Origin of the sequence: Pseudomonas oryzihabitans (genome assembly GCF_032027545.1) — a bacterium.
GTDB lineage: Bacteria > Pseudomonadota > Gammaproteobacteria > Pseudomonadales > Pseudomonadaceae > Chryseomonas > Chryseomonas oryzihabitans_F.
The window spans coordinates 53,803-71,874 of record NZ_JAVSJB010000012.1; the positions used below are offsets into that span (position 1 = coordinate 53,803).

Below are 18,072 nucleotides of genomic sequence, written 5' to 3' on the forward strand. Positions count from 1 at the left end.
GAGGAATCCTCGCATGATTCGCGACATTTTGAAGATGGGTGATCCACGCCTGCTGCGGGTTGCCCCGCCGGTAGCCGCCGAGCGACTCGGCTCGCCCGAATTGCAGACGCTGATTCAGGACATGTTCGACACCATGGCCGCCGCCGGTGGCGTAGGCCTGGCCGCGCCGCAGATCGGCGAGGATCTGCAACTGATGGTGTTCGGCTTCGACCGCAATGAGCGCTATCCGGAGGCGCCGCCGGTCCCCCGGCAGGCGCTGATCAATCCGCGTATCGAGGTACTGGATGCCACCGAGGAGCTGGGCTGGGAAGGCTGCCTGTCCATTCCCGGGCTACGCGGCGAGGTACCGCGGGCGCGACGCATTCGCTACCGGGGCGTGGACGGCTCCGGCCAGCCGGTGGACAAGGAAGCCGAGGGGTTCCATGCGCGGGTGGTCCTGCACGAGTACGATCATCTGATCGGCCGCCTCTATCCGTCGCGCATTCAGGACTTCGCGCGTTTCGGCTTCACCGAGGTGCTGTTTCCGGAACTTGCACCGGCGGCGCAGCGCTAGCGTCGAGCTGCGTCCGTACCACCGTGACCAGCTGTTCGAAGGGCAGGGCGCCGTCCAATGCCTGGGCTGCTTCGATGGGGGCCTGGGCCGAGCGCAGCAGCAGGGTTGGCACTGCAGTGATCCCCAGCGCCTCGGCGCGGTCCTCGGCGTGCAGCACCAGGTCACTGTAGTCGCCCGCGACGAGGTTGCGCTCCAGGGCCTGGGCATCCAGCCCGACGCGGCGCGCCAGGTCGGTGAGCACCGCCAGGTCACCGATATCGCGCCCTTCCTCGAAGAAGGCCTGGAACACCGCGAGGTGGAAGGCTTCGAAACGGTCGTGCTCGCGCGCGAATTCCGCCGCTTCCAGGGCCAGGCGACTACGCGGCTGCACCGGGGGCAGGCGCAGCACCATGCCGTACTCGGCTGCCAGCGGATAGACGGCGCGATCCCAGGTCCGTCGCAGGTAGTCGCCTGCGGGATCGAGGGTCGGAGTGGGTTCGGGACGTAGTTCGAAGGCATGCCACTCGATGGCGATGCGGTCGCCGAATTCCTCCTGCAGGCGCGCCAACTGGGGAAGTTCCAGGTAGCAGAAGGGGCAGACGTAATCGCTCCAGACATCCAGACGAACGCGCGGGGTGGCGGTCATGGCAGTGCTCCGGGAGGGCATCCTGTCGTCGGACCGCGATCCGGGACGGATGTTCGCTGAACAGGTCGATATCTGCCGGAGATCGCGCACAGACCTCTTCCAGGCCAGGCGCGCGCCATCCTGCCAGCGTCCCGTGCACGTCCCGGCAAGGCTTCACATCCGGAAAAGATAAAGCCTGCCTCGATACCAGGAATGCGTGGCGAGCCTCTTTCCAGAGACCTCCGCTGAACCTGTGCCAGCCCCCGGGTTCGTATGCGAGCATCTTTTCCTTCAGGCGATCAGGAACATCAACGTGGGTTTCATCGACCGCAAAGTGACCTTCCTTCGGCAGACCTTCTCCTATGTCGGCTGGTCGGTGTTCTGGCTACTGCTCTGGGACATCGCCGTGACCGTCGACTACATGATCTTCGTCGATCAACGCGCCCAGTTGCCCAGTATCCCGCTGACCCTGATCGGCTCGGCGCTGATCGTGCTCACCAGCTTCCGCAACACCAGCGCCTACCAGCGCTGGTGGGAGGCACGCACCCTCTGGGGTGGCATGGTCAACAGTTCGCGCAGCTTCGGCCGCCAGGTGCTGACGCTGATCGACGACGGTGACGAGCATTTCAACGCCATCAAGACCGTGCTGATCGAGCGCCACCTGGCCTATGTGCGTTGCCTGGCCTGCCAGCTCAGCGGCGATTCGCTGCCCAAGGAGGTCCGCAACTACCTGGGCAAGGAAGAGTGGGCGATGCGCAAGGAAACCAACAACTTCGCCAACGCCATCCTGAGCGGCTCGGCGAACCTCATCGCCCTGGAGTATCGCGCGGGACGGCTGGACAGCATCCGCCTGGAGCGCCTGGAGGCGACCTTCGTCGACATGTCCAACTGGCAGGGCGGCATGGAACGTATCGCCAACACCCCCTTGCCCTATCCCTACGTCAACTTCCCGCGGTTGTTCATCTTCCTGTTCTGCGCGTTGATGCCCATCGGGCTGGTGGAGAGCCTGGAGTGGTACACGCCGCTGGCGTCCACGGTGGTGGGCTTCATGTTCCTGGCCCTGGAGAAGGTCGGTACCGATCTGCAGAGTCCCTTCCAGCGCAGTCGCCACCAGATCACCATGGGCACCATCTGCACCACCATCGAGGGCAACCTGCGGACGATGCTGCGCGATGCCCGCGGCGGCTACGCCTCGGTCACTGAGATTGTTCGAGACTGTCGGACGTTATCAGACGAAAAGGAATCCAGCTGACGTGCTCCGATACCGGTTGGCCCTGGGCCATGGCCAGCGCCACGTCGACGGCCGTGCCACCCTGGCCCTTGGCATCCTGCAGCACGGTCACCGCCAGCTTGCCGGAACGCAGCTCCTGTAGGGCCTCGGGGGTGGCGTCGATGCCACCGATGAGTGCGTCCTTGGAATTCTTGCCCGCCTTTTCGAGTGCGCGAATGGCGCCCAGGGCCATCTCGTCGTTGTTGGCGGCGATGATGTCGAAGGCCATACCCTTCTTCAGCCAAGCGGCGACGGCATCGGTCGCCTGGTTGCGCTCCCAGTTGGCGGTGGTCTTCTGCACCACCTGCATCTCGGGATACTTGGCCACCACCTTCTCCACGTCCTCGGTACGCATCCGCGAGGAGGGATTGTCGGGGTCGCCCACCAGGATCGCGACCTTGCCACGGTAGTGCGCCCGCCGCGCCAGCTCTTCCATCTGCAGGGTGCCGGATTCCAGCTCGTTGGAGCCGACATAGGCGGCCTTGGCTGGCCATTGCTCGGGCAGGTACTGGCGATTGAGCAACACGATGGGAATGCCGGCAGCCGTCGCCTCGCGCAGGATGTCCGGTGCGGCCTTGATGACGGTCGGCACCACGATGAGGGCATCGACCTTGGCCGCGATCAGGTTCCGTACCTGGCGCTGCTGCAGGACTGGATCGTTGTTGGCATCCATCACGAAGGTATCGGCGCCGAGCTGGCTGGCATGCTGTTCCATGCTGCTGCGCAACAGGTTCTGGAAGTTGTCGCTCTTGGCACCGGCGATACCGATCAGGGGTGTCGCCCCCAGGGTCGGGACCAGCCAGGCACTGGCGAGGAGGGCGACGAGCAGGGAGCTGAAACGGATAGGAGTCATGGCGAGGTCCCTTCAGACAGTAAAGCGATGCAGGAGTTGGCGTTGTCCCTGGGCCATCCGCGCCAGACCGTCGCTGCTGCGTGCGGTATCGTCCGCGCCCTGGGCCACCTGGGTGGCTGCGGTGCTGATATGCACCATCATGCGGCTGGTTTCCTGCACCGTGGTGCTCTGCTGTTCGGTGGCGGTCGCGATCTGCACGTTCATATCGCGGATGGTCGCCACCGCCTCGCTCATTACCTGTAGTGCCTGCTGGGAGCCGGAGGCGCGCTGCACGCAGTCGTCCGATAGCGCCTGACTGGTTCCCATGACGCTGACCACCGACTGAATCTTCTGCTGCATTTGCCCGATCATCTGCTGGATCTCGCTGGTGGAGCCCTGGGTCCGGCTGGCCAGGGAACGAACCTCGTCCGCCACCACGGCGAAGCCACGGCCTTGCTCGCCGGCGCGGGCCGCCTCTATGGCGGCATTGAGGGCCAGCAGGTTGGTCTGTTCGGCGATGGTACGAATGGCATCGACGATGCCGTCGATGCTCTGGCCATACCCCTGCAGCTCATGGGTGGCGCCGGTCGCCCGCTGGATCTGTTCAGCCTGCTGCTGGATGCCGCTGATGGTATCGCTGACCGCTGTCTGTACGCGCTGGGTGAGGCCGAGCGTCTGGTCGACCGCCTCGCGGGTTTCGTGGGCGCGCCGGGCGACTTCCTGGACGGTGCTTTCCATCTGGGTCATCGCCGAGGACGTCGACTCCAGGTGCTGGGTCTGAGCCTCCACCGCCGCCGTGGTGCGGCCGCTGACGGCCGCGTTCGTGTCGGCGGTACTCGCCAGGTCATCGGCGGATCGGGTCAGCTCGCCGAAGGTACCCCGCAGCATCTCGGTGAGTTCGTTGAGATAGCCGCCCAACTCGCCGAATTCATCCCGGCTGCCGGTATCGAAGCGAACCCGTAGATCGCCAGCGGTGACCTGGCGCAGGGCTTCGCGGAAGCGCCGTAGCGGACGGCGCAGGCCGCGCGCCACCCACAGGCCGATCAACAGGGCCGCGGCCACTGCGGCGGCGCTGGCGATCAGCAGCACAAGGCGGCTGCTGTGCACGGTCGCATCGGTGTCCTGCTTGCTCTGGGATGCCATGTCCACGGCCTGGGTACTGAGTTCACCCAGTTTCGCCAGCACGGCGTTCAGCGCCTGCTCGGTGCTCTGGCGCTGGGCGTTCAGGCGGGTCTGCATCGCGTCCTGCTGGCGGTAGGCCTGATAGAGCCCGTCCGGGGCTTCGAGATCGTGCAGCAGGCCGGTGACCATCACCCCGACATAGCGGGCCGTCCGCGGGTCGACGACGGCCAGAGCCTTGAGACGGTCGCGGATCACGTCGGTCTGCCCGGTGAGGGTACGATCCAGCTGGGTCTGGTCCGGCTTGGTCGCCTGGGTGGCGAAGCCGCCATAGGCCTTGGCCGTTTCCACCAGCAGCAGTTCGGCCAGGCGCGCCGCTTCGGCACCTTCGGTAGCCTTCTGCCGCGCGGCATAACCTTGCAGGTAGCGCGTCAGGCGATCACCTTCGGCGGTGGCATAGCCCTGCAGTGTCAGGACCTTGTCCTGCGCCGCCAAGACCTCCTGCTGCAACCGTGCCAGCTGACGGCCCTGGTCCGCATAGGCCTGGCCCAGTTGTTTTTCCTGTTGCAGGGTAGCAGCCAGTTGCGGATAGCCTTCGAGCAACGCCGGAATCTGGCCGAGCGCCTCTTCGTAACGCTTGATCTGCTCATCGAAGGTCTTGAGGGAGACGGCGACCTGAGCTTCGCTCCGGACGGCCAGTAGGCTGAGGATGGCCTGGTTGGCGCTGAGAATGCGCACACCGAGTTCACTGGTGGTGCGACCGAGAGGTGCGGATTGGTTGGTGATGACCGCGAGGCGATCCTGGATCGAGGCGGTACTGCGGTAGCTGACCGCGACGATGCCAAGCAGTACCAGGAGCAAGAGGCCGAAACCGCCGGCGACACGTTGCAGGATTGTCATTGTGTTATCCCCGGAGTGAAAGGTCCGCGGGATTCGAGCGGATCGAGAAAGCGGCTACAGTCACTTCCATCGACCTACCCTGGACACAACCCGCCACCAGGCTATCGGCAGCTCTGGGGCGGGCTTTAGAACGGTTTTACAAAAAGTTTCTTGGGGCGGATGGCGTCACTTGAAATCCCATTGCATCTGGGCGGGAATGCTGATGTCGCGCGAGGAATTCACGCAGACGTCCAGGTAGTCGGTGAAGCGGGGCGGGGCGGCGATGCCTTCCTCCAGCAGACGCTGGTTGTCGAACAGGTAATTGAGGTCGGCGAAGCCACCGTAGAGCTTCAGGGCACGCAGCACCAGGCGCGGGTTGGCCGGGCCGATGCGCTCGTTGAAGTCCGCGGCCAGCTCCTTGAGGTCGGCACTGTCCACCTGCCGATAGCGCTCGCCTACCGGGGCATCGCCCATGGCGCCGGCGTAGGCTTGGTCGATCTCGCCGAAGGTGCAGGCGCCGGCGTGCCCAGCGGAGATGTGGTAGAGGCCATGGTTGAGCGCGGGTTTCAAGGCCAGTTCCACCAGCGCCTCGGCGCAATAGTCCACCGGGATGACATCGATCTGCTCGTCGAGGCCGCAGGTGAAGCGCTCCAGGGCGAAGCCCATGCGGAACACCCAGAAGATGCTGCCCGAGGCCTTGCAGCCCGAGCGGCGATGGCCGACCACGATGGACGGCCGGGCGACCACCAGCGGCAGCTGCGGCAATTCGTTGCGCAGCTTCAGCTCGATGGCGGCCTTGGAGGCGGTGTAGTCCACCAGCTGTTGCTCGGGCTCCGGGAAATCCCAGGTCTCGGCGACCGGTGACTGGCGCTGGGGACCGCAGGCCATGGCGGTGCTCACGTGCAGGAAGCGCTTCAGGCGTTTGGACTGGGCGCACGCCTCGGCGAGGGCGAAGGTGCCTTCGACGTTGACCGGCCAGATCTTCGGATTGCGCGAGAAGGAGGCTACCGCCGCGCAGTTGATGACCTCGTCCAGCGCTGTCAGCTGCGGAAGGGCCGCTTCGATCCACTGGGTGTCCAGCAGGTCGCCGCAGATGATCTGCTCGGGCTGCAGCAGCGCGGCCAGGCGTTCGTCGACATCGTGCATGCGCAGATTCTGCAGGAGGCGCTCCAGGCCTTCCGCCTGGTTGGCCGCGCGGACCAGGAACCTCAGCCCCTCAACGTGGCCCAGCTCCAGCAGGCGCTGGGTGACGGCGCCGCCAAGAAAGCCGGTAGCACCGGTGACGAGAATGCGACGCGGCGCGGGGGTGAACTGGATCGAGGAGGAGACAAGCGACATGGCAAAGGCCCTGGTTGGGGTGAACGTGGGCCAACCTTAAGGCGTGACGCTGAAGGAATTATTAAGGCCGGGGAACCCCTTGAGGCTGACGTCTTTCTAGATGCCAATGCTCACCGACCGCCACTTGCCTGGAGACCGCCATGGAATTGCCCGTTCACGACCTGACGACCCTTTTCGAACAGCTGGGCCTCGACTCGGACCCTGCCAGCATCGATGCCTTCATCGCCAGCCACTCCCCGCTGCCGCAAGAGGTGAAGGTATCGGAGGCCGACTTCTGGTCACCCGCGCAGAAGGCCTTCCTGAAGGACGAGATCATGGAGGACGCCGACTGGGCACCGATCGTCGACGAGCTGAACGTCCGCCTGCATCGCCGGGACTAATCAGAAGGGCAGGATTTCCTGTTCCTCATTTTGCCAAGCATCGCCTGGAGAAGCGCCATGAATGCCGTATTTGCCCAGCAACAGCCCCAGGATCCGCCCGTCGACGACGAAGATGAGGTGAGCGAAGAGCAGCTCGACGAATCCGTCGAGGAAACCTTTCCCGCCAGCGATCCGATTTCGCCCTGATGATTTCTTGGCGCCGTTCTCACGGCGCTTTTCTACCCTTGATCCTGCTTTCCGGTGCATTCGTCGTACCAGTCCGCCCCAGTGACCAGCACCGAGCCCTGCGGCTGCTAAGGTGAGGGCGTCGCAACCGCACCATTCGTGGGCTGGCGTGCGACCTGATGGATCGTCAATCGCAGGGATTCCCATGACCAAACGCTTCTTCGCTACCCTGGCCGTTGCGCTGCTCGGTAGCGCCGCCTGGCCGGTGCTGGCCGACCCCGTCGTCATCAAGTTCGCCCATGTGGTGAACGACGATACTCCCAAGGGCCGCGGCGTCCTGCAGTTCCAGAAGCTCGTGCAGGAGCGGCTGGGTGGGCAGGTGAAGATCGAGGTCTATCCCAACTCCACCCTGGTGGGCGACGCGGACGAACTCGAGGCTCTGAAAGCCAACAAGGTACAGTTGCTCGCGCCTTCGGTATCCAAGCTCAATGGCATGGCCAAGGGCCTGCAGGTCTACGATCTGCCCTATCTGTTCGACAACCTGGAAGCGGTCAAGCGCTTCCAGCGCCGCGACAAGAGCCGCGAATTGCTCGGCAGCCTGGTAGCACACGGCATCACCGGGCTCGGTTACTGGAACAACGGCGGTCGGCAGCTTTCCGCTACCCGCGACATCCGCACCCCGGCTGACCTCAAGGACCTGACCTTCCGCATCGAGTCTTCCGACGTCCTCGCCGCCTATTTCCAGCAACTGGGCGCTCAGGCGGTCAAGCTGCCGTTCGCCCAGGTCTACGAAGCCCTGCAGAGCGGCAAGGTGCAGGGCGCGGAGAATCCCTGGTCCAATCTGCTGGGACAGAAGCTCAACACCGTCCAACCCTATATCGTCGAAGACAACCACAGCTTCCTGACCTACATGGTCATCACCAATACCAACTTCTGGAATGGCTTGCCGTTCGGGATCCGGGCGGAGCTGGAAGCCATCCTCGACGAGGTGACGCTCTCGGTGAACCGCGATGCGGAGGCCATCAACGCCAGGGCCCGCGAGCGGGTGGTGGCCGCCAACACCAGCAAGATCCTGGTGCAGACCCCGGCCGAACGTGAGGCCTGGCGAGCGGCCGTGGCGCCGCTGGTCAAGAGATACGAAAGCGAGGTGGGCAGCGATGTGCTGCGGGCGGCCGAGGCGGCCAACCGGCGCTGAGATTGCACGGGCGTCCACCCCCGATTTACGGCAAACTGGCACGGCGTCATCCTGACAACAAGAGGAATAGCCGTGCAGCACGCGGTCATCAGCGGTAGTGGGCTCTATACGCCGCCCGAAAGCATCTCCAACGACGAACTGGTTGCCTCTTTCAACCAGTGGGCTGGCCAGTGGAATGCCGAGCATGCCGAAGCCATCGCCCAGGGCACCCTGGCCCCCCAGCCGGAGTCCAGTGCCGCCTTCATCGAGAAGGCCTCCGGCATCCGCAGTCGCCATGTGGTCGACAAGACCGGCATCCTCGACCCGGCGCGCATGGTGCCGCGCATCCCCGAGCGCAGCAACGACGAGCCTTCGATCCTCTGCGAGATGGGCGTCGCCGCGGCCCGTGAGGCCCTGGCACGTGCCGGGCGTACCGCTGCCGACATCGATGGCGTCATCGTCGCCTGCTCCAACCTGCAGCGCCCCTATCCGGCGGTGGCCATCGAAGTCCAGGCCGCCCTCGGTATCCAGGGCTACGGCTTCGACATGAATGTCGCCTGCTCCTCGGCGACCTTCGGCCTGCAGACCGCCGCCAATGCCGTGCAACTGGGCCAGGCCCGGGCAGTGCTAGTGATAGATCCAGAAATCTGCACGGGTCACCTGAATTTCCGCGACCGCGACAGCCACTTCATCTTCGGCGACGCCGCCACCGCCCTGGTGGTGGAGCGCGCCGACCAGGCGACCTCGGCGCACCGCTTCGAGATCCTCGGTACGCGCCTCTTCACCCAGTTCTCCAACAATATCCGCAACAACTTCGGCTTCCTCAACCGGGCGGCGGAGGAGGGCATGAGCAGCCCGGACAAGCTGTTCGTCCAGGAAGGCCGCAAGGTATTCAAGGAAGTCTGCCCCTTGGTGGCCGAGTTGATCGCCGCTCACCTGGCCGAACTGGACATTCCGGTAGCGCGGGTCTCGCGCTTCTGGCTGCACCAGGCCAACCTGGCGATGAACCATCTCATCGTCAAGCGCCTGCTGGGTCGCGAACCAGAGCCCAACGAAGCCCCGGTGATCCTCGATACCTACGGCAACACCAGTTCGGCAGGTTCGGTCATCGCGCTGCATCTGCATCATGAAGACCTGGCCAGCGGCAGCCTGGGGGTGCTCAGCTCCTTCGGCGCCGGTTATTCCATCGGCAGCGTGGTGCTGCGCAAGGTCTGATCGGCGGCAGGAGTCTTCCCCGGTCGTCCGTTGTCGGACCTGGGAAGACGTCTGCGAGAAAATAGGGAGGCCACGTGCAGCCAGGACACCTGCTCAGGGTACAGCTGCGACAGCTGCGCCCCACCCAGCCCGCCATCGGTCACGACCAGGTGCTGTACAAGCTCGGCAAGTACGCCAGCGACCGGCGCAAGCTGTTCGATGACTACTGTGAAGCCAACGGCCAGCATCTGAGCGGTGGCTTCCAGCCCGCCACCACCTTGCGCTCGGCAGACGACAGCCTGGGGGCCCGGCCACCCGGCAGCTATCCGGACGAGATGAAGACCGTCGTCATCGGGCCGGGGCAGCAGCCTTATCTCACCGATGGGCATCACACCTTTTCTGCCTTTTGGGAGCAGCCGGGGGGTGGTCCGGACACCTGGGTCTGGGTGAGGGTGACCGACGATTTCAGCCAGAGCGCCAGCCCGGCAGAGTTCTGGATTCGCCTGCTGGAAGAGCGCAAGGCCTGGCTCAAGGACCCCCAGGGCCGGCCGATCCTCCCCGAGCAATTGCCGCTTTCCCTCGGCCTCACCGCCATGGCGAACGATCCCTACCGGGCCCTGGTGTATTTCACCCGGCAGATCGGCTACGACAAACCGCGCACGCCAGACGGCCGGGTCCTGCCTTCGGAGTTCCTCGAGTTCTACTGGGCCGAGTGGCTGCGCATGCTGTTGCCGCTGCAAGACTACGACCTGAACGACCGCAAGAGCTACGCCAGGGCCGTGGAGCGGGCCGCCAGGTTGATGGTGGCCAATCCCGGCATGGTGATCGGCAGCTCGGGGCGGACGGCGCTGGAAATGGGCGCCTATCGCGCCTTGGACAAGAAGGTCCTGCGCAAGCTGTCGACGAGCGACGGCAAGTTCGCCTATCTGTTGGCCGCCCGTGCCCAACGTGCGGCCCTGTCCCGGGCGATTTGAGCGGAGCGGGGCATAAGTGTCTGTTACTAGCAGCTTTTTTGCTTTTTGGTGTTGACAGTGAAGGCGAGGCCTCTTAACATGCGCCCCGTCCTGACCGACGGGGCTATAGCTCAGCTGGGAGAGCGCTTGCATGGCATGCAAGAGGTCGACGGTTCGATCCCGTCTAGCTCCACCAAATTTCGGTTTCGCCTGCGGGGGAAATCGGTAGAAGGTTTCGTCCCCTTCGTCTAGTGGCCTAGGACACCGCCCTTTCACGGCGGTAACAGGGGTTCGAGTCCCCTAGGGGACGCCATATCAGTCACGTATCCCAGGCGTGGCGAATGTTGTACGCGGGGCTATAGCTCAGCTGGGAGAGCGCTTGCATGGCATGCAAGAGGTCGACGGTTCGATCCCGTCTAGCTCCACCAAATTCGTGATCCGTAAGGGTCGCACCAGGGTAACGTCCCCTTCGTCTAGTGGCCTAGGACACCGCCCTTTCACGGCGGTAACAGGGGTTCGAGTCCCCTAGGGGACGCCATATCGGTCACGCAGCCCAGGCGTGGCAAGATGCTGTACTTGGGGCTATAGCTCAGCTGGGAGAGCGCTTGCATGGCATGCAAGAGGTCGACGGTTCGATCCCGTCTAGCTCCACCAAATTCGTGATCCGCTAAGGATCGCACCAGGGTAACGTCCCCTTCGTCTAGTGGCCTAGGACACCGCCCTTTCACGGCGGTAACAGGGGTTCGAGTCCCCTAGGGGACGCCACACGCGAAAGAAACCGCCTCAAGGCGGTTTTTTTTCGTCCGCACGAAAGCCAGCCGTCAGGGTCTTTCCCAGGTGCCCATCGCGGCGCTCAACTGTGTTAGAAGCTTTTCACGATCTCGCTAGCTAGGGCCAAACAAGGCGAAAATGCCTGAGGAAGCGGAGTTTGCGAGTGGTAAATGAGCATTCCGAAGGCATTTTCAACGCCGTTTGGCCGACGCGCAGCAGATCGTGAAAAGCTTCTTAGACCTGTACGCCGAGTCCAAGCGAGGGGAGTGGGATGATCGTCGAGTATCTGCACAGCCTGGCCCAGTTGCCCGCGGACCAGTGGAATGCGCTGCTGGCGGATGACCAGCCGTTTTTGCGCCATGAATTCCTCGCCACCCTCGAGGATAGCGGTAGCCTCGGCAAGGGTACCGGTTGGCAACCGGCGCACCAGATCCTCAAGGACGCCCAGGGGCGACTGCTGGCGGCGATGCCGGCCTATCTCAAGGCGCACTCCTACGGCGAGTACGTCTTCGACTGGGCCTGGGCCGATGCCTGCCGCCGCGCCGGGATCGACTACTATCCCAAGTTGCTGGCCGCGGTACCCTTTTCGCCAGTGCAGGGCGCGCGCCTGCTGGGCGAGCCGGCCGCCTGCGCGACCCTGCTCGACGCCACCACGGGTAGCCTGGCCGGCCTGGAGCTGTCCGGCTTGCACATCAACTTCACCGATCCGAAGGCCGACGCCGTGCTTCAAGAGCGCGAGGACTGGCTGGCGCGTATCGGCTGTCAGTTTCACTGGCACAACCGCGGCTACCGGAACTACGCCGATTTCCTCGCGGCCCTGACCTCGCGCAAGCGCAAGCAACTGCGCAAGGAACGTGATCAGGTGGCTGGCCTGGGCGTGACTTTCGACTGGCGCACGGGAGGCGAGCTGAGCGAAGCGGAGTGGGACTTCGTCTATGCCTGCTATGCCAATACCTATGAAGTGCGGGGTCAGGACCCCTACCTGACGCGGGCCTTCTTCAGCCTGCTGGCCGAGCGCCTGCCGCAGGCCATCCGCGTGGTACTCGTCCACCAAGGCAATCGGCCGGTGGCCATGGCCTTCTATCTCAAGGACCAAACGACTCTCTATGGCCGCTACTGGGGCTGCCTGCAAGAATTCGACTGCCTGCATTTCGAGACCTGCTTTTACCAGGGCATCGAATACGCCATCGCCCAAGGGCTGCAACGCTTCGACGCCGGGGCCCAGGGCGAGCACAAGCTGATCCGCGGCTTCGAGCCGACCCTGACCCGTTCCTGGCACTACTTGGTGCATCCCGGCTTGCGAGCGGCGGTGGCGGAGTTTCTCGACCAGGAGCGCGCCGGGGTCCGGGCCTATGCGCGGCAGGCCGTCGAGGCCTTGCCCTATCGCCAGGAGGATGGCGCGACCCCATGCTGAACTACCTTTGGTTCCTATTGGCTGCGCTGTTCGAGATCGCCGGCTGCTATGCCTTCTGGCTCTGGCTGCGCCTGGATCGCAGTCCCTGGTGGATAGCACCGGGGCTGGCCAGCCTGGTGCTCTTCGCCCTGTTGCTGACCCGCATAGAAGCGGCCTACGCCGGGCGGGCCTATGCCGCCTATGGCGGTATCTATGTCATGGCGTCCCTGGGCTGGCTGGCACTGGTCGAACGCACCCGACCGACTTGGACGGACCTGGCCGGAGGCTTGCTGTGCGTGGCAGGGGCGCTGGTGATCCTGTTGGCGCCGCGAGGTAGCGCCTAGCCGGATTTTCAGCCTAGTCGTCCAGCAATTCGCGCGGCACGTCGCGGCGCAGGACCAATTGGCAGAGGGCGCTGTCCGGATCGAAGAGGATCACCGCCTCGCCACTTTCCAGGGCGCGACGGGCGCGTTGGGTACGGGTCGCGAGAGGGGTGTCGTCGCCGTTGTCCGTGCCGTCGCGGGTGACGAAGTCTTCCAGCAGATTGTCGAGGGTGGCGGCGGCGAGTTGGTCGTGGGGAATGATCATCGAGAGGAGCCTGGGAAAAGGCGCCCAGGATATCCCAGACGCCGTATTCGAGCGCTATTTGCTACCGTCGCCGACGACCTCTTCCAAAGGCGGTAGCTGCGTCTGGTTGTCCAGGTGGGTGTCCTCGGGCAGCAACTGGTGGCCGAAGCGCTCCAGGGAGCTGTCGGCGGGCTGGGCATCGCTGTCGAACACCGGCGGACTGAGGATGTAGCCGGTCAGCAACTGGCTCAGCGCGGCCAGACTGAGGATATGGGTGCGCTCGTAGCCGTGGGTCGCGTCGCAGCCGAAGGCCAGCAGGGCGACCCGTACGTCCTGCCCGGAGCTGATCGCCGAGTGGGCATCGCTGTAGTAATAGCGGAACAGGTCGCGCCGTACCGGGATATCGTTGCGCTCGGCCAGCCGCAGCAGGTGCCGCGACAGATGATAGTCGTAGGGCCCCGCGGAATCCTGCATGGCCACGCTGACGCGATGCTCGTCGGAGCGTTGCCCCGGGGCCACCGGGGCGATGTCGATGCCGACGAATTCGCTGACGTCCCAGGGTAGAGCGCCGGCCGCGCCCGAGCCGACTTCCTCGGTGATGGTGAACAGCGGATGGCAGTCGATCGGCGGCGTCTGGCCGGATTCCTTGAGCATCTTCAGCGCGGTGAGCAGGGCGGCGACGCCGGCTTTGTCGTCGAGATGGCGCGAGCTGATGTAGCCGCTGTCGGTGAATTCCGGCAGCGGATCGAAGGCGACGAAATCGCCGATCTGCACGCCCAGTTTCTCCGTTTCGTGGCGACTCTTGGTCACGGCGTCCAGGCGCAACTCGATGTGGTCCCAGCTCACTGGCATCTTGTCGATCTCGGTGTTGAAGGCATGCCCGGACGCCAGTAGCGGCAGCACGCTGCCCCTCAGGGTGCCATCGTCGGTGAACAGGCTGACGCGGCTGCCTTCGGCGAAGCGGCTCGACCAATGGCCCACGGCCGCCAGACCCAGGCGGCCGTTGTCCTTGATCTCGCGGACGATGGCGCCGATGGTGTCCAGGTGCGCGGAGACCGCGCGATCCGGACTTTCCTTGTGGCCCTTGAGGGTGGCGCGGATGGTGCCGCGGCGGGTCAGCTCGAAGGGAATGTCCAGTTCGTTGAGCCGCTCGGCGACGTACATGACGATGGTGTCGGTGAAGCCGGTGGGACTGGGGATCGCCAGCAGGTCCAGCAGGACCTTGCGCAGGTAATCCAGATCCGGTTCGGGCAATCGATTCATAGCGGAACCTCCCGGGACAGCGGGAACAGCAGGTCGATGAAGCGTTCAGCGGTGGGGCGCGGCTCGTGATTGGCCAGGCCCGGCCGTTCGTTGGCTTCGATGATGACGTAGTCGGGCGCGTCGGCAGCGGGAACCAGCAGGTCCATGCCCGTCACTGGGATGTCCAGCGCCCGCGCCGCCTGGACGGCGGCGTCGGCCAGTACCGGATGGAGGACGTCGGTGACGTCCTCCAGGATGCCGCCGGTATGCAGGTTGGCGGTCTTGCGCACCGCCAGGTGGGTGCCGGCAGGCAACACGCTATCCCAGTCGTGACCGGCGCCGCGGATGGTGCGCTCGGTTTCCTCGTCCATCGGGATGCGCGACTCGCCGCCGGTAGCTGCCTGACGGCGGCGGCTCTGGGCTTCGATCAGGTCCCTGACGCTATGCTGGCCGTCGCCGATAATCTCCGCCGGGCGGCGGATGGCTGCAGCCACCACTTCATGGCCAATGACCACCACGCGCAGATCGAGCCCCTGGTGAAAGCTTTCCAGCAGCACGCGATCGTCATGGCGCTGCGCCGCCTGGATAGCGGTGGCGAGATGCTCGGCATCGCGGATATCCACGGCCACGCCCTTGCCCTGCTCGCCGTTGACCGGCTTGACCACCAGAGCGCCGTGCTTCTCCAGAAAGGCGGCGTTGTCTTCGTCGCTGCCTGCCAATTGCTGCTCCGGTACCTTCAGCCCGGCACGGGCCAGGGTGCGGCTGGTCAGCACCTTGTCTGCGCAGAGTGTCATGGTCACGGCGGAGGTGAGGTCGGTGAGGGATTCGCGGCAGCGGATGCGCCGGTTGCCCTGGATCAGGGTGAAGAGGCCGCCTTCGGCATCGTCCACCTGCACCTCTATGCCACGTCTCAGGGCTTCGTCGACGATGATCCGGGCATAGGGGTTGAGATCGGCGCCCGGGCCGGGACCGAGGAACAGTGGCTGATTGATACCGTTCTTGCACTTGATGGCGAAGGTCTGCAGCGGGCGGAAACCCAGCTTGTCGTAGAGCCGCTTGGCCTGCTGGTTGTCATGCAGGACCGACAGGTCCAGGTAGGCCAGGCCCCGACTGGCGTAATGCTCGATCAGGTGACGGACCAGCGCCTCGCCAACGCCAGGGCGACTGCAGTCGGGCGAGACCGCCAGGCACCAGAGCGAAGAGCCACCGTCGGGGTCCCGGAAGGCCTTGACATGGTTGAGGCCCATTACCGAGCCGATGATGGCGCCGCTGTCGTCGTCTTCCGCCAGCCAATAGACCGGCCCGCCCCTGTGCCTGGGCGTGAGGCGCTCGGTGTCCACCGGCAGCATGTGCCGCTGCTGGTAGAGCCGGTTGATTTCGCTCCAGTCCTGCGCCGAGCAAGCGCGGCGGATGCGAAAGCCGCGGTAGATACGGCGGGCGGGGCGATAGTCGCTGAACCAGAGGCGCAGGGTATCCGAAGGGTCGAGGAACAGCTGCTGCGGCGCCTGGGCCAGCACCTGGTGCGGCGCGGCGACGTAGAGGGCGATATCGCGCTCGCCCGGCGTTTCCGCCAGCAGTTCCTTGGCCAGGCTGGCGGGGTCGGGATAGGTGTGGCCCACCAGCAGTCGACCCCAGCCGCAATGCAGGCAGAGCGGCTGGCAGTCGGGGTGGTCGCCTTCCGCCAGACGCGCCTGCAGGCGTTCGTAGGAGGGTGTCTGGGCGCGTTGCAGGCGCTGGTTGTAGCTAGAGGCTTTCATGCGTCTTGCACCCTTAAAGTCCGTGTTCGCTCAGCCAGAGGTTGAGCGCCGCCAACTGCCATAGCTTGGACCCGCGCAGGGGCGTGATGCGATCAGCCGGATTGGTCAGCAGGCGATCGATCTCGGCGGTCTCGAACAGGCCACGATCCTGGCTGGGGTCCAGCAGCAACTCGCGGACCCAGGTCAGGGTATTGCCTTCCAGGTGCTTGAGACCCGGTACCGGGAAATAGCCCTTGGGTCGGTCGATCACCTCGTGGGGAATGACCTTGCGCGCCGTGGCCTTGAGCACCTGCTTGCCGCCGTCGCCCAGCTTGAATTCGGCGGGAATGCGCGCCGATAGCTCGGCCAGGCGATAGTCGAGGAAGGGCACCCGGGCTTCCAGGCCCCAGGCCATGGTCATGTTGTCGACTCGCTTGACCGGGTCGTCCACCAGCATCACGGTACTGTCCAGGCGCAGGGCCTTGTCGACTCCGGCACTGGCGCCTGGTTTGGCGAAGTGCTGGCGGACGAAGGCTTCGGCCGCATCCTCCTCCAGCCGCACGCCAGCCTGCACCGTGGCGGCGTACTGGGCGTAGTCGCGGTCGAAGAAGGCGGCGCGATAGGCGGCGAAGGGATCGGCGGCGCCATGCACCTGGGGATACCAGTGGTAGCCGGCGAAGAGTTCGTCGGCGCCCTGGCCGCTCTGCACCACCTTGCAGTGCTTGGAGACTTCCCGCGACAGCAGGTAGAAGGCGATGCAGTCATGGCTCACCATCGGCTCGCTCATGGCGGAGAAGGCACGCGGCAACTGCTGGATGATCTCGTCTTCGGCGATGCGCAACTGGCGGTGACGGGTGCCATAGTGGTTGGCGATCAGGTCGGAATACTGGAATTCGTCGCCGCGCTCGCCGCCGGCATCCTCGAAGCCGATGGAGAAGGTCAGCAGGTCCTTGACCCCCGAGTCGTGCAGCAGGCCGACCAGCAGGCTGGAATCCACGCCGCCGGACAGCAGCACGCCCACTTCGCGCGCGGCGCGCTGGCGGATCGCCACGGCATCCTTCAGGCCGTGGAGGACCCGTTCGGCCCAGTCGTCCAGGGTGAAGCGGCGTTCGTCCTCGTGGGGACCGTAATCCAGGGTCCACCAGGTGTCCTGCTGCTGCTTACCGGAGGCGTCAAAAGTCATCCAGGTCGCCGGTGGCAGTTTCTGCACCCCTTGCAGGATGGTGCGTGGGGCCGGGACCACGGCGTGGAAGTTCAAATAGTGGTTGAGAGCGACCGGATCGATGCGGGTATCGATGTCGCCGGCTTCCAGCAGTGCGGGCAGGCTGGAAGCGAATCTCAGGCGCTTGTCGGTGAGGGACAGATAGAGCGGCTTGATGCCCAGGCGGTCGCGGGCGATGAACAGCCGGCCGCTGTCGCGCTCCCAGATGGCGAAGGCGAACATGCCATTGAGCTTGGGCAGCATGTCCTTGCCCCAGGCATGATAGGCCTTGAGCAGGATCTCGGTATCGCCACCGGAATGGAAGCGATAACCCTTGGCCTCGAGTTCGGTACGGAGCTCTGGATAGTTGTAGATGGCGCCATTGAACACCATGGACAGGCCCAGTTCCGGCTCGATCATGGGTTGGCCCGAGGCTTCCGCCAGATCCATGATCTTCAGCCGCCGATGGCCCAGCGCGACAGGACCCTGGCTATGAAAGCCCCAGGCGTCGGGTCCACGCTGTTCCAGACGGTGGGTGATGCGCTCCACCGCGCTGATGGCTGCGGGTTGTTGATCGAAACGAAGCTCGCCGGCGATGCCGCACATGGTTCTGTGCCTCTTGAATCCTTGGGATGCGGCGCGGTGGGTTCAGTCCCGAACCCGGCGTGCGCATCCAATGCGTGTGGACTTCTCTGCGTCCT

Annotated in this window: 17 protein-coding genes, 6 tRNA genes and 1 pseudogene; 15 read left to right on the top strand and 9 right to left on the bottom strand. The window is 64.8% G+C overall.

Features of this window, described 5'->3' with window-relative positions; all coding sequences use genetic code 11:
- Positions 1–13: 13 nt before the first annotated feature.
- Positions 14–553, top strand: coding sequence for a peptide deformylase (gene def, locus RND78_RS18830; protein WP_312731157.1), 540 nt, complete (start codon positions 14–16; stop codon positions 551–553).
- Here the strand turns inward: def and RND78_RS18835 are convergent.
- Positions 507–1,178, bottom strand: coding sequence for a DsbA family oxidoreductase (locus RND78_RS18835; protein WP_312731158.1), 672 nt, complete (start codon positions 1,176–1,178; stop codon positions 507–509). The two genes, def and RND78_RS18835, sit on opposite strands and share 47 nt — an antisense overlap.
- 292 nt (positions 1,179–1,470) lie before the next feature.
- Here RND78_RS18835 and RND78_RS18840 point away from each other — a divergent pair, with 292 nt between their 5' ends.
- Positions 1,471–2,409, top strand: coding sequence for a bestrophin family protein (locus RND78_RS18840; RefSeq protein ID WP_312731159.1), 939 nt, complete (start codon positions 1,471–1,473; stop codon positions 2,407–2,409).
- Here the strand turns inward: RND78_RS18840 and RND78_RS18845 are convergent.
- From RND78_RS18845 to cprA, 4 genes and pseudogenes are all read right to left on the bottom strand, one after another.
- Positions 2,354–3,280, bottom strand: a complete 927-nt coding sequence (locus tag RND78_RS18845) for a substrate-binding domain-containing protein (RefSeq protein ID WP_312731162.1) — start codon at positions 3,278–3,280, stop codon at positions 2,354–2,356. The two genes, RND78_RS18840 and RND78_RS18845, sit on opposite strands and share 56 nt — an antisense overlap.
- A 12-nt stretch (positions 3,281–3,292) precedes the next feature.
- Positions 3,293–4,147: a methyl-accepting chemotaxis protein gene (locus RND78_RS28360; protein ID WP_409457077.1), complete on the bottom strand. Its 855-nt coding sequence runs from the start codon at positions 4,145–4,147 to the stop codon at positions 3,293–3,295.
- A 3-nt stretch (positions 4,148–4,150) separates the two neighbouring features.
- Positions 4,151–5,278: pseudogene (locus tag RND78_RS28365) on the bottom strand (HAMP domain-containing protein); the annotation flags it as partial.
- A 165-nt stretch (positions 5,279–5,443) separates the two neighbouring features.
- A complete protein-coding gene (gene cprA, locus RND78_RS18855) occupies positions 5,444–6,595 on the bottom strand; it encodes a cationic peptide resistance protein CprA (RefSeq protein ID WP_312731166.1) in 1,152 nt (383 codons plus the stop codon).
- Between the two features lie 140 nt (positions 6,596–6,735).
- Here cprA and RND78_RS18860 point away from each other — a divergent pair, with 140 nt between their 5' ends.
- The 13 genes from RND78_RS18860 to RND78_RS18920 all read left to right on the top strand — a co-directional run bounded on the left by RND78_RS18860 (position 6,736) and on the right by RND78_RS18920 (position 12,969).
- Positions 6,736–6,975 carry a DUF2789 domain-containing protein gene (locus RND78_RS18860; protein ID WP_059227549.1) on the top strand — a complete coding sequence of 80 codons (240 nt, stop codon included), beginning with the start codon at positions 6,736–6,738 and terminating at the stop codon, positions 6,973–6,975.
- Between the two features lie 57 nt (positions 6,976–7,032).
- The gene (locus RND78_RS18865) at positions 7,033–7,161 is read left to right on the top strand and encodes a hypothetical protein (RefSeq protein ID WP_269085518.1); all 129 of its coding nucleotides are present in this window, start codon (positions 7,033–7,035) and stop codon (positions 7,159–7,161) included.
- Between the two features lie 184 nt (positions 7,162–7,345).
- Complete coding sequence (locus tag RND78_RS18870) at positions 7,346–8,335, top strand: DctP family TRAP transporter solute-binding subunit (protein ID WP_312731168.1); 990 nt, start codon at positions 7,346–7,348, stop codon at positions 8,333–8,335.
- A gap of 72 nt (positions 8,336–8,407) precedes the next feature.
- Positions 8,408–9,529 carry a beta-ketoacyl-ACP synthase III gene (locus tag RND78_RS18875; protein WP_312731169.1) on the top strand — a complete coding sequence of 374 codons (1,122 nt, stop codon included), beginning with the start codon at positions 8,408–8,410 and terminating at the stop codon, positions 9,527–9,529.
- A 74-nt stretch (positions 9,530–9,603) separates the two neighbouring features.
- Complete coding sequence (locus RND78_RS18880) at positions 9,604–10,482, top strand: ParB/Srx family N-terminal domain-containing protein (RefSeq protein ID WP_312731172.1); 879 nt, start codon at positions 9,604–9,606, stop codon at positions 10,480–10,482.
- 99 nt (positions 10,483–10,581) lie between these two features.
- A tRNA-Ala gene (locus RND78_RS18885) sits at positions 10,582–10,657 on the top strand.
- Between the two features lie 41 nt (positions 10,658–10,698).
- A tRNA-Glu gene (locus tag RND78_RS18890) sits at positions 10,699–10,774 on the top strand.
- A gap of 39 nt (positions 10,775–10,813) precedes the next feature.
- Positions 10,814–10,889: transfer RNA gene (locus RND78_RS18895), tRNA-Ala, on the top strand.
- 34 nt (positions 10,890–10,923) lie between these two features.
- Positions 10,924–10,999: transfer RNA gene (locus tag RND78_RS18900), tRNA-Glu, on the top strand.
- Positions 11,000–11,039: 40 nt separating this feature from the next.
- Positions 11,040–11,115, top strand: a tRNA-Ala gene (locus tag RND78_RS18905).
- A 35-nt stretch (positions 11,116–11,150) separates the two neighbouring features.
- Positions 11,151–11,226, top strand: a tRNA-Glu gene (locus RND78_RS18910).
- A 277-nt stretch (positions 11,227–11,503) separates the two neighbouring features.
- A complete protein-coding gene (locus RND78_RS18915) occupies positions 11,504–12,646 on the top strand; it encodes a GNAT family N-acetyltransferase (protein WP_312731173.1) in 1,143 nt (380 codons plus the stop codon).
- Positions 12,640–12,969: a YnfA family protein gene (locus tag RND78_RS18920; protein ID WP_183630485.1), complete on the top strand. Its 330-nt coding sequence runs from the start codon at positions 12,640–12,642 to the stop codon at positions 12,967–12,969. The genes RND78_RS18915 and RND78_RS18920 overlap by 7 nt, the downstream gene beginning before the upstream one ends.
- Before the next feature lie 13 nt (positions 12,970–12,982).
- Here the strand turns inward: RND78_RS18920 and RND78_RS18925 are convergent, their stop codons facing one another.
- The 4 genes from RND78_RS18925 to RND78_RS18940 are packed head-to-tail and all read right to left on the bottom strand — an operon-like array spanning position 12,983 to position 17,977.
- Complete coding sequence (locus tag RND78_RS18925) at positions 12,983–13,213, bottom strand: YheU family protein (RefSeq protein WP_059227559.1); 231 nt, start codon at positions 13,211–13,213, stop codon at positions 12,983–12,985.
- A gap of 54 nt (positions 13,214–13,267) precedes the next feature.
- Positions 13,268–14,455: an osmoprotectant NAGGN system M42 family peptidase gene (locus RND78_RS18930; RefSeq protein ID WP_312731177.1), complete on the bottom strand. Its 1,188-nt coding sequence runs from the start codon at positions 14,453–14,455 to the stop codon at positions 13,268–13,270.
- Positions 14,452–16,191 carry an N-acetylglutaminylglutamine synthetase gene (gene ngg / locus RND78_RS18935; protein ID WP_312731179.1) on the bottom strand — a complete coding sequence of 580 codons (1,740 nt, stop codon included), beginning with the start codon at positions 16,189–16,191 and terminating at the stop codon, positions 14,452–14,454. Before ngg ends, RND78_RS18930 begins: the two co-directional genes overlap by 4 nt.
- Positions 16,192–16,204: 13 nt before the next feature.
- The gene (locus RND78_RS18940) at positions 16,205–17,977 is read right to left on the bottom strand and encodes an N-acetylglutaminylglutamine amidotransferase (RefSeq protein WP_312731181.1); all 1,773 of its coding nucleotides are present in this window, start codon (positions 17,975–17,977) and stop codon (positions 16,205–16,207) included.
- Between the last annotated feature and the right edge of the window lie 95 nt (positions 17,978–18,072).

Excerpts from the sequence above, each read along its gene's own strand:
- def (WP_312731157.1), top strand. The coding sequence starts at position 14 with ATGATTCGCGACATTTTGAAGATGGGTGATCCACGCCTGCTGCGGGTT.
- RND78_RS18835 (WP_312731158.1), bottom strand. The coding sequence starts at position 1,178 with ATGACCGCCACCCCGCGCGTTCGTCTGGATGTCTGGAGCGATTACGTC.
- RND78_RS18845 (WP_312731162.1), bottom strand. The coding sequence starts at position 3,280 with ATGACTCCTATCCGTTTCAGCTCCCTGCTCGTCGCCCTCCTCGCCAGT.
- RND78_RS28360 (WP_409457077.1), bottom strand. The coding sequence starts at position 4,147 with ATGCTGCGGGGTACCTTCGGCGAGCTGACCCGATCCGCCGATGACCTG.
- cprA (WP_312731166.1), bottom strand. The coding sequence starts at position 6,595 with ATGTCGCTTGTCTCCTCCTCGATCCAGTTCACCCCCGCGCCGCGTCGC.
- RND78_RS18860 (WP_059227549.1), top strand. The coding sequence starts at position 6,736 with ATGGAATTGCCCGTTCACGACCTGACGACCCTTTTCGAACAGCTGGGC.
- RND78_RS18865 (WP_269085518.1), top strand. The coding sequence starts at position 7,033 with ATGAATGCCGTATTTGCCCAGCAACAGCCCCAGGATCCGCCCGTCGAC.
- RND78_RS18870 (WP_312731168.1), top strand. The coding sequence starts at position 7,346 with ATGACCAAACGCTTCTTCGCTACCCTGGCCGTTGCGCTGCTCGGTAGC.
- RND78_RS18915 (WP_312731173.1), top strand. The coding sequence starts at position 11,504 with ATGATCGTCGAGTATCTGCACAGCCTGGCCCAGTTGCCCGCGGACCAG.
- RND78_RS18920 (WP_183630485.1), top strand. The coding sequence starts at position 12,640 with ATGCTGAACTACCTTTGGTTCCTATTGGCTGCGCTGTTCGAGATCGCC.
- RND78_RS18925 (WP_059227559.1), bottom strand. The coding sequence starts at position 13,213 with ATGATCATTCCCCACGACCAACTCGCCGCCGCCACCCTCGACAATCTG.
- RND78_RS18930 (WP_312731177.1), bottom strand. The coding sequence starts at position 14,455 with ATGAATCGATTGCCCGAACCGGATCTGGATTACCTGCGCAAGGTCCTG.
- ngg (WP_312731179.1), bottom strand. The coding sequence starts at position 16,191 with ATGAAAGCCTCTAGCTACAACCAGCGCCTGCAACGCGCCCAGACACCC.
- RND78_RS18940 (WP_312731181.1), bottom strand. The coding sequence starts at position 17,977 with ATGTGCGGCATCGCCGGCGAGCTTCGTTTCGATCAACAACCCGCAGCC.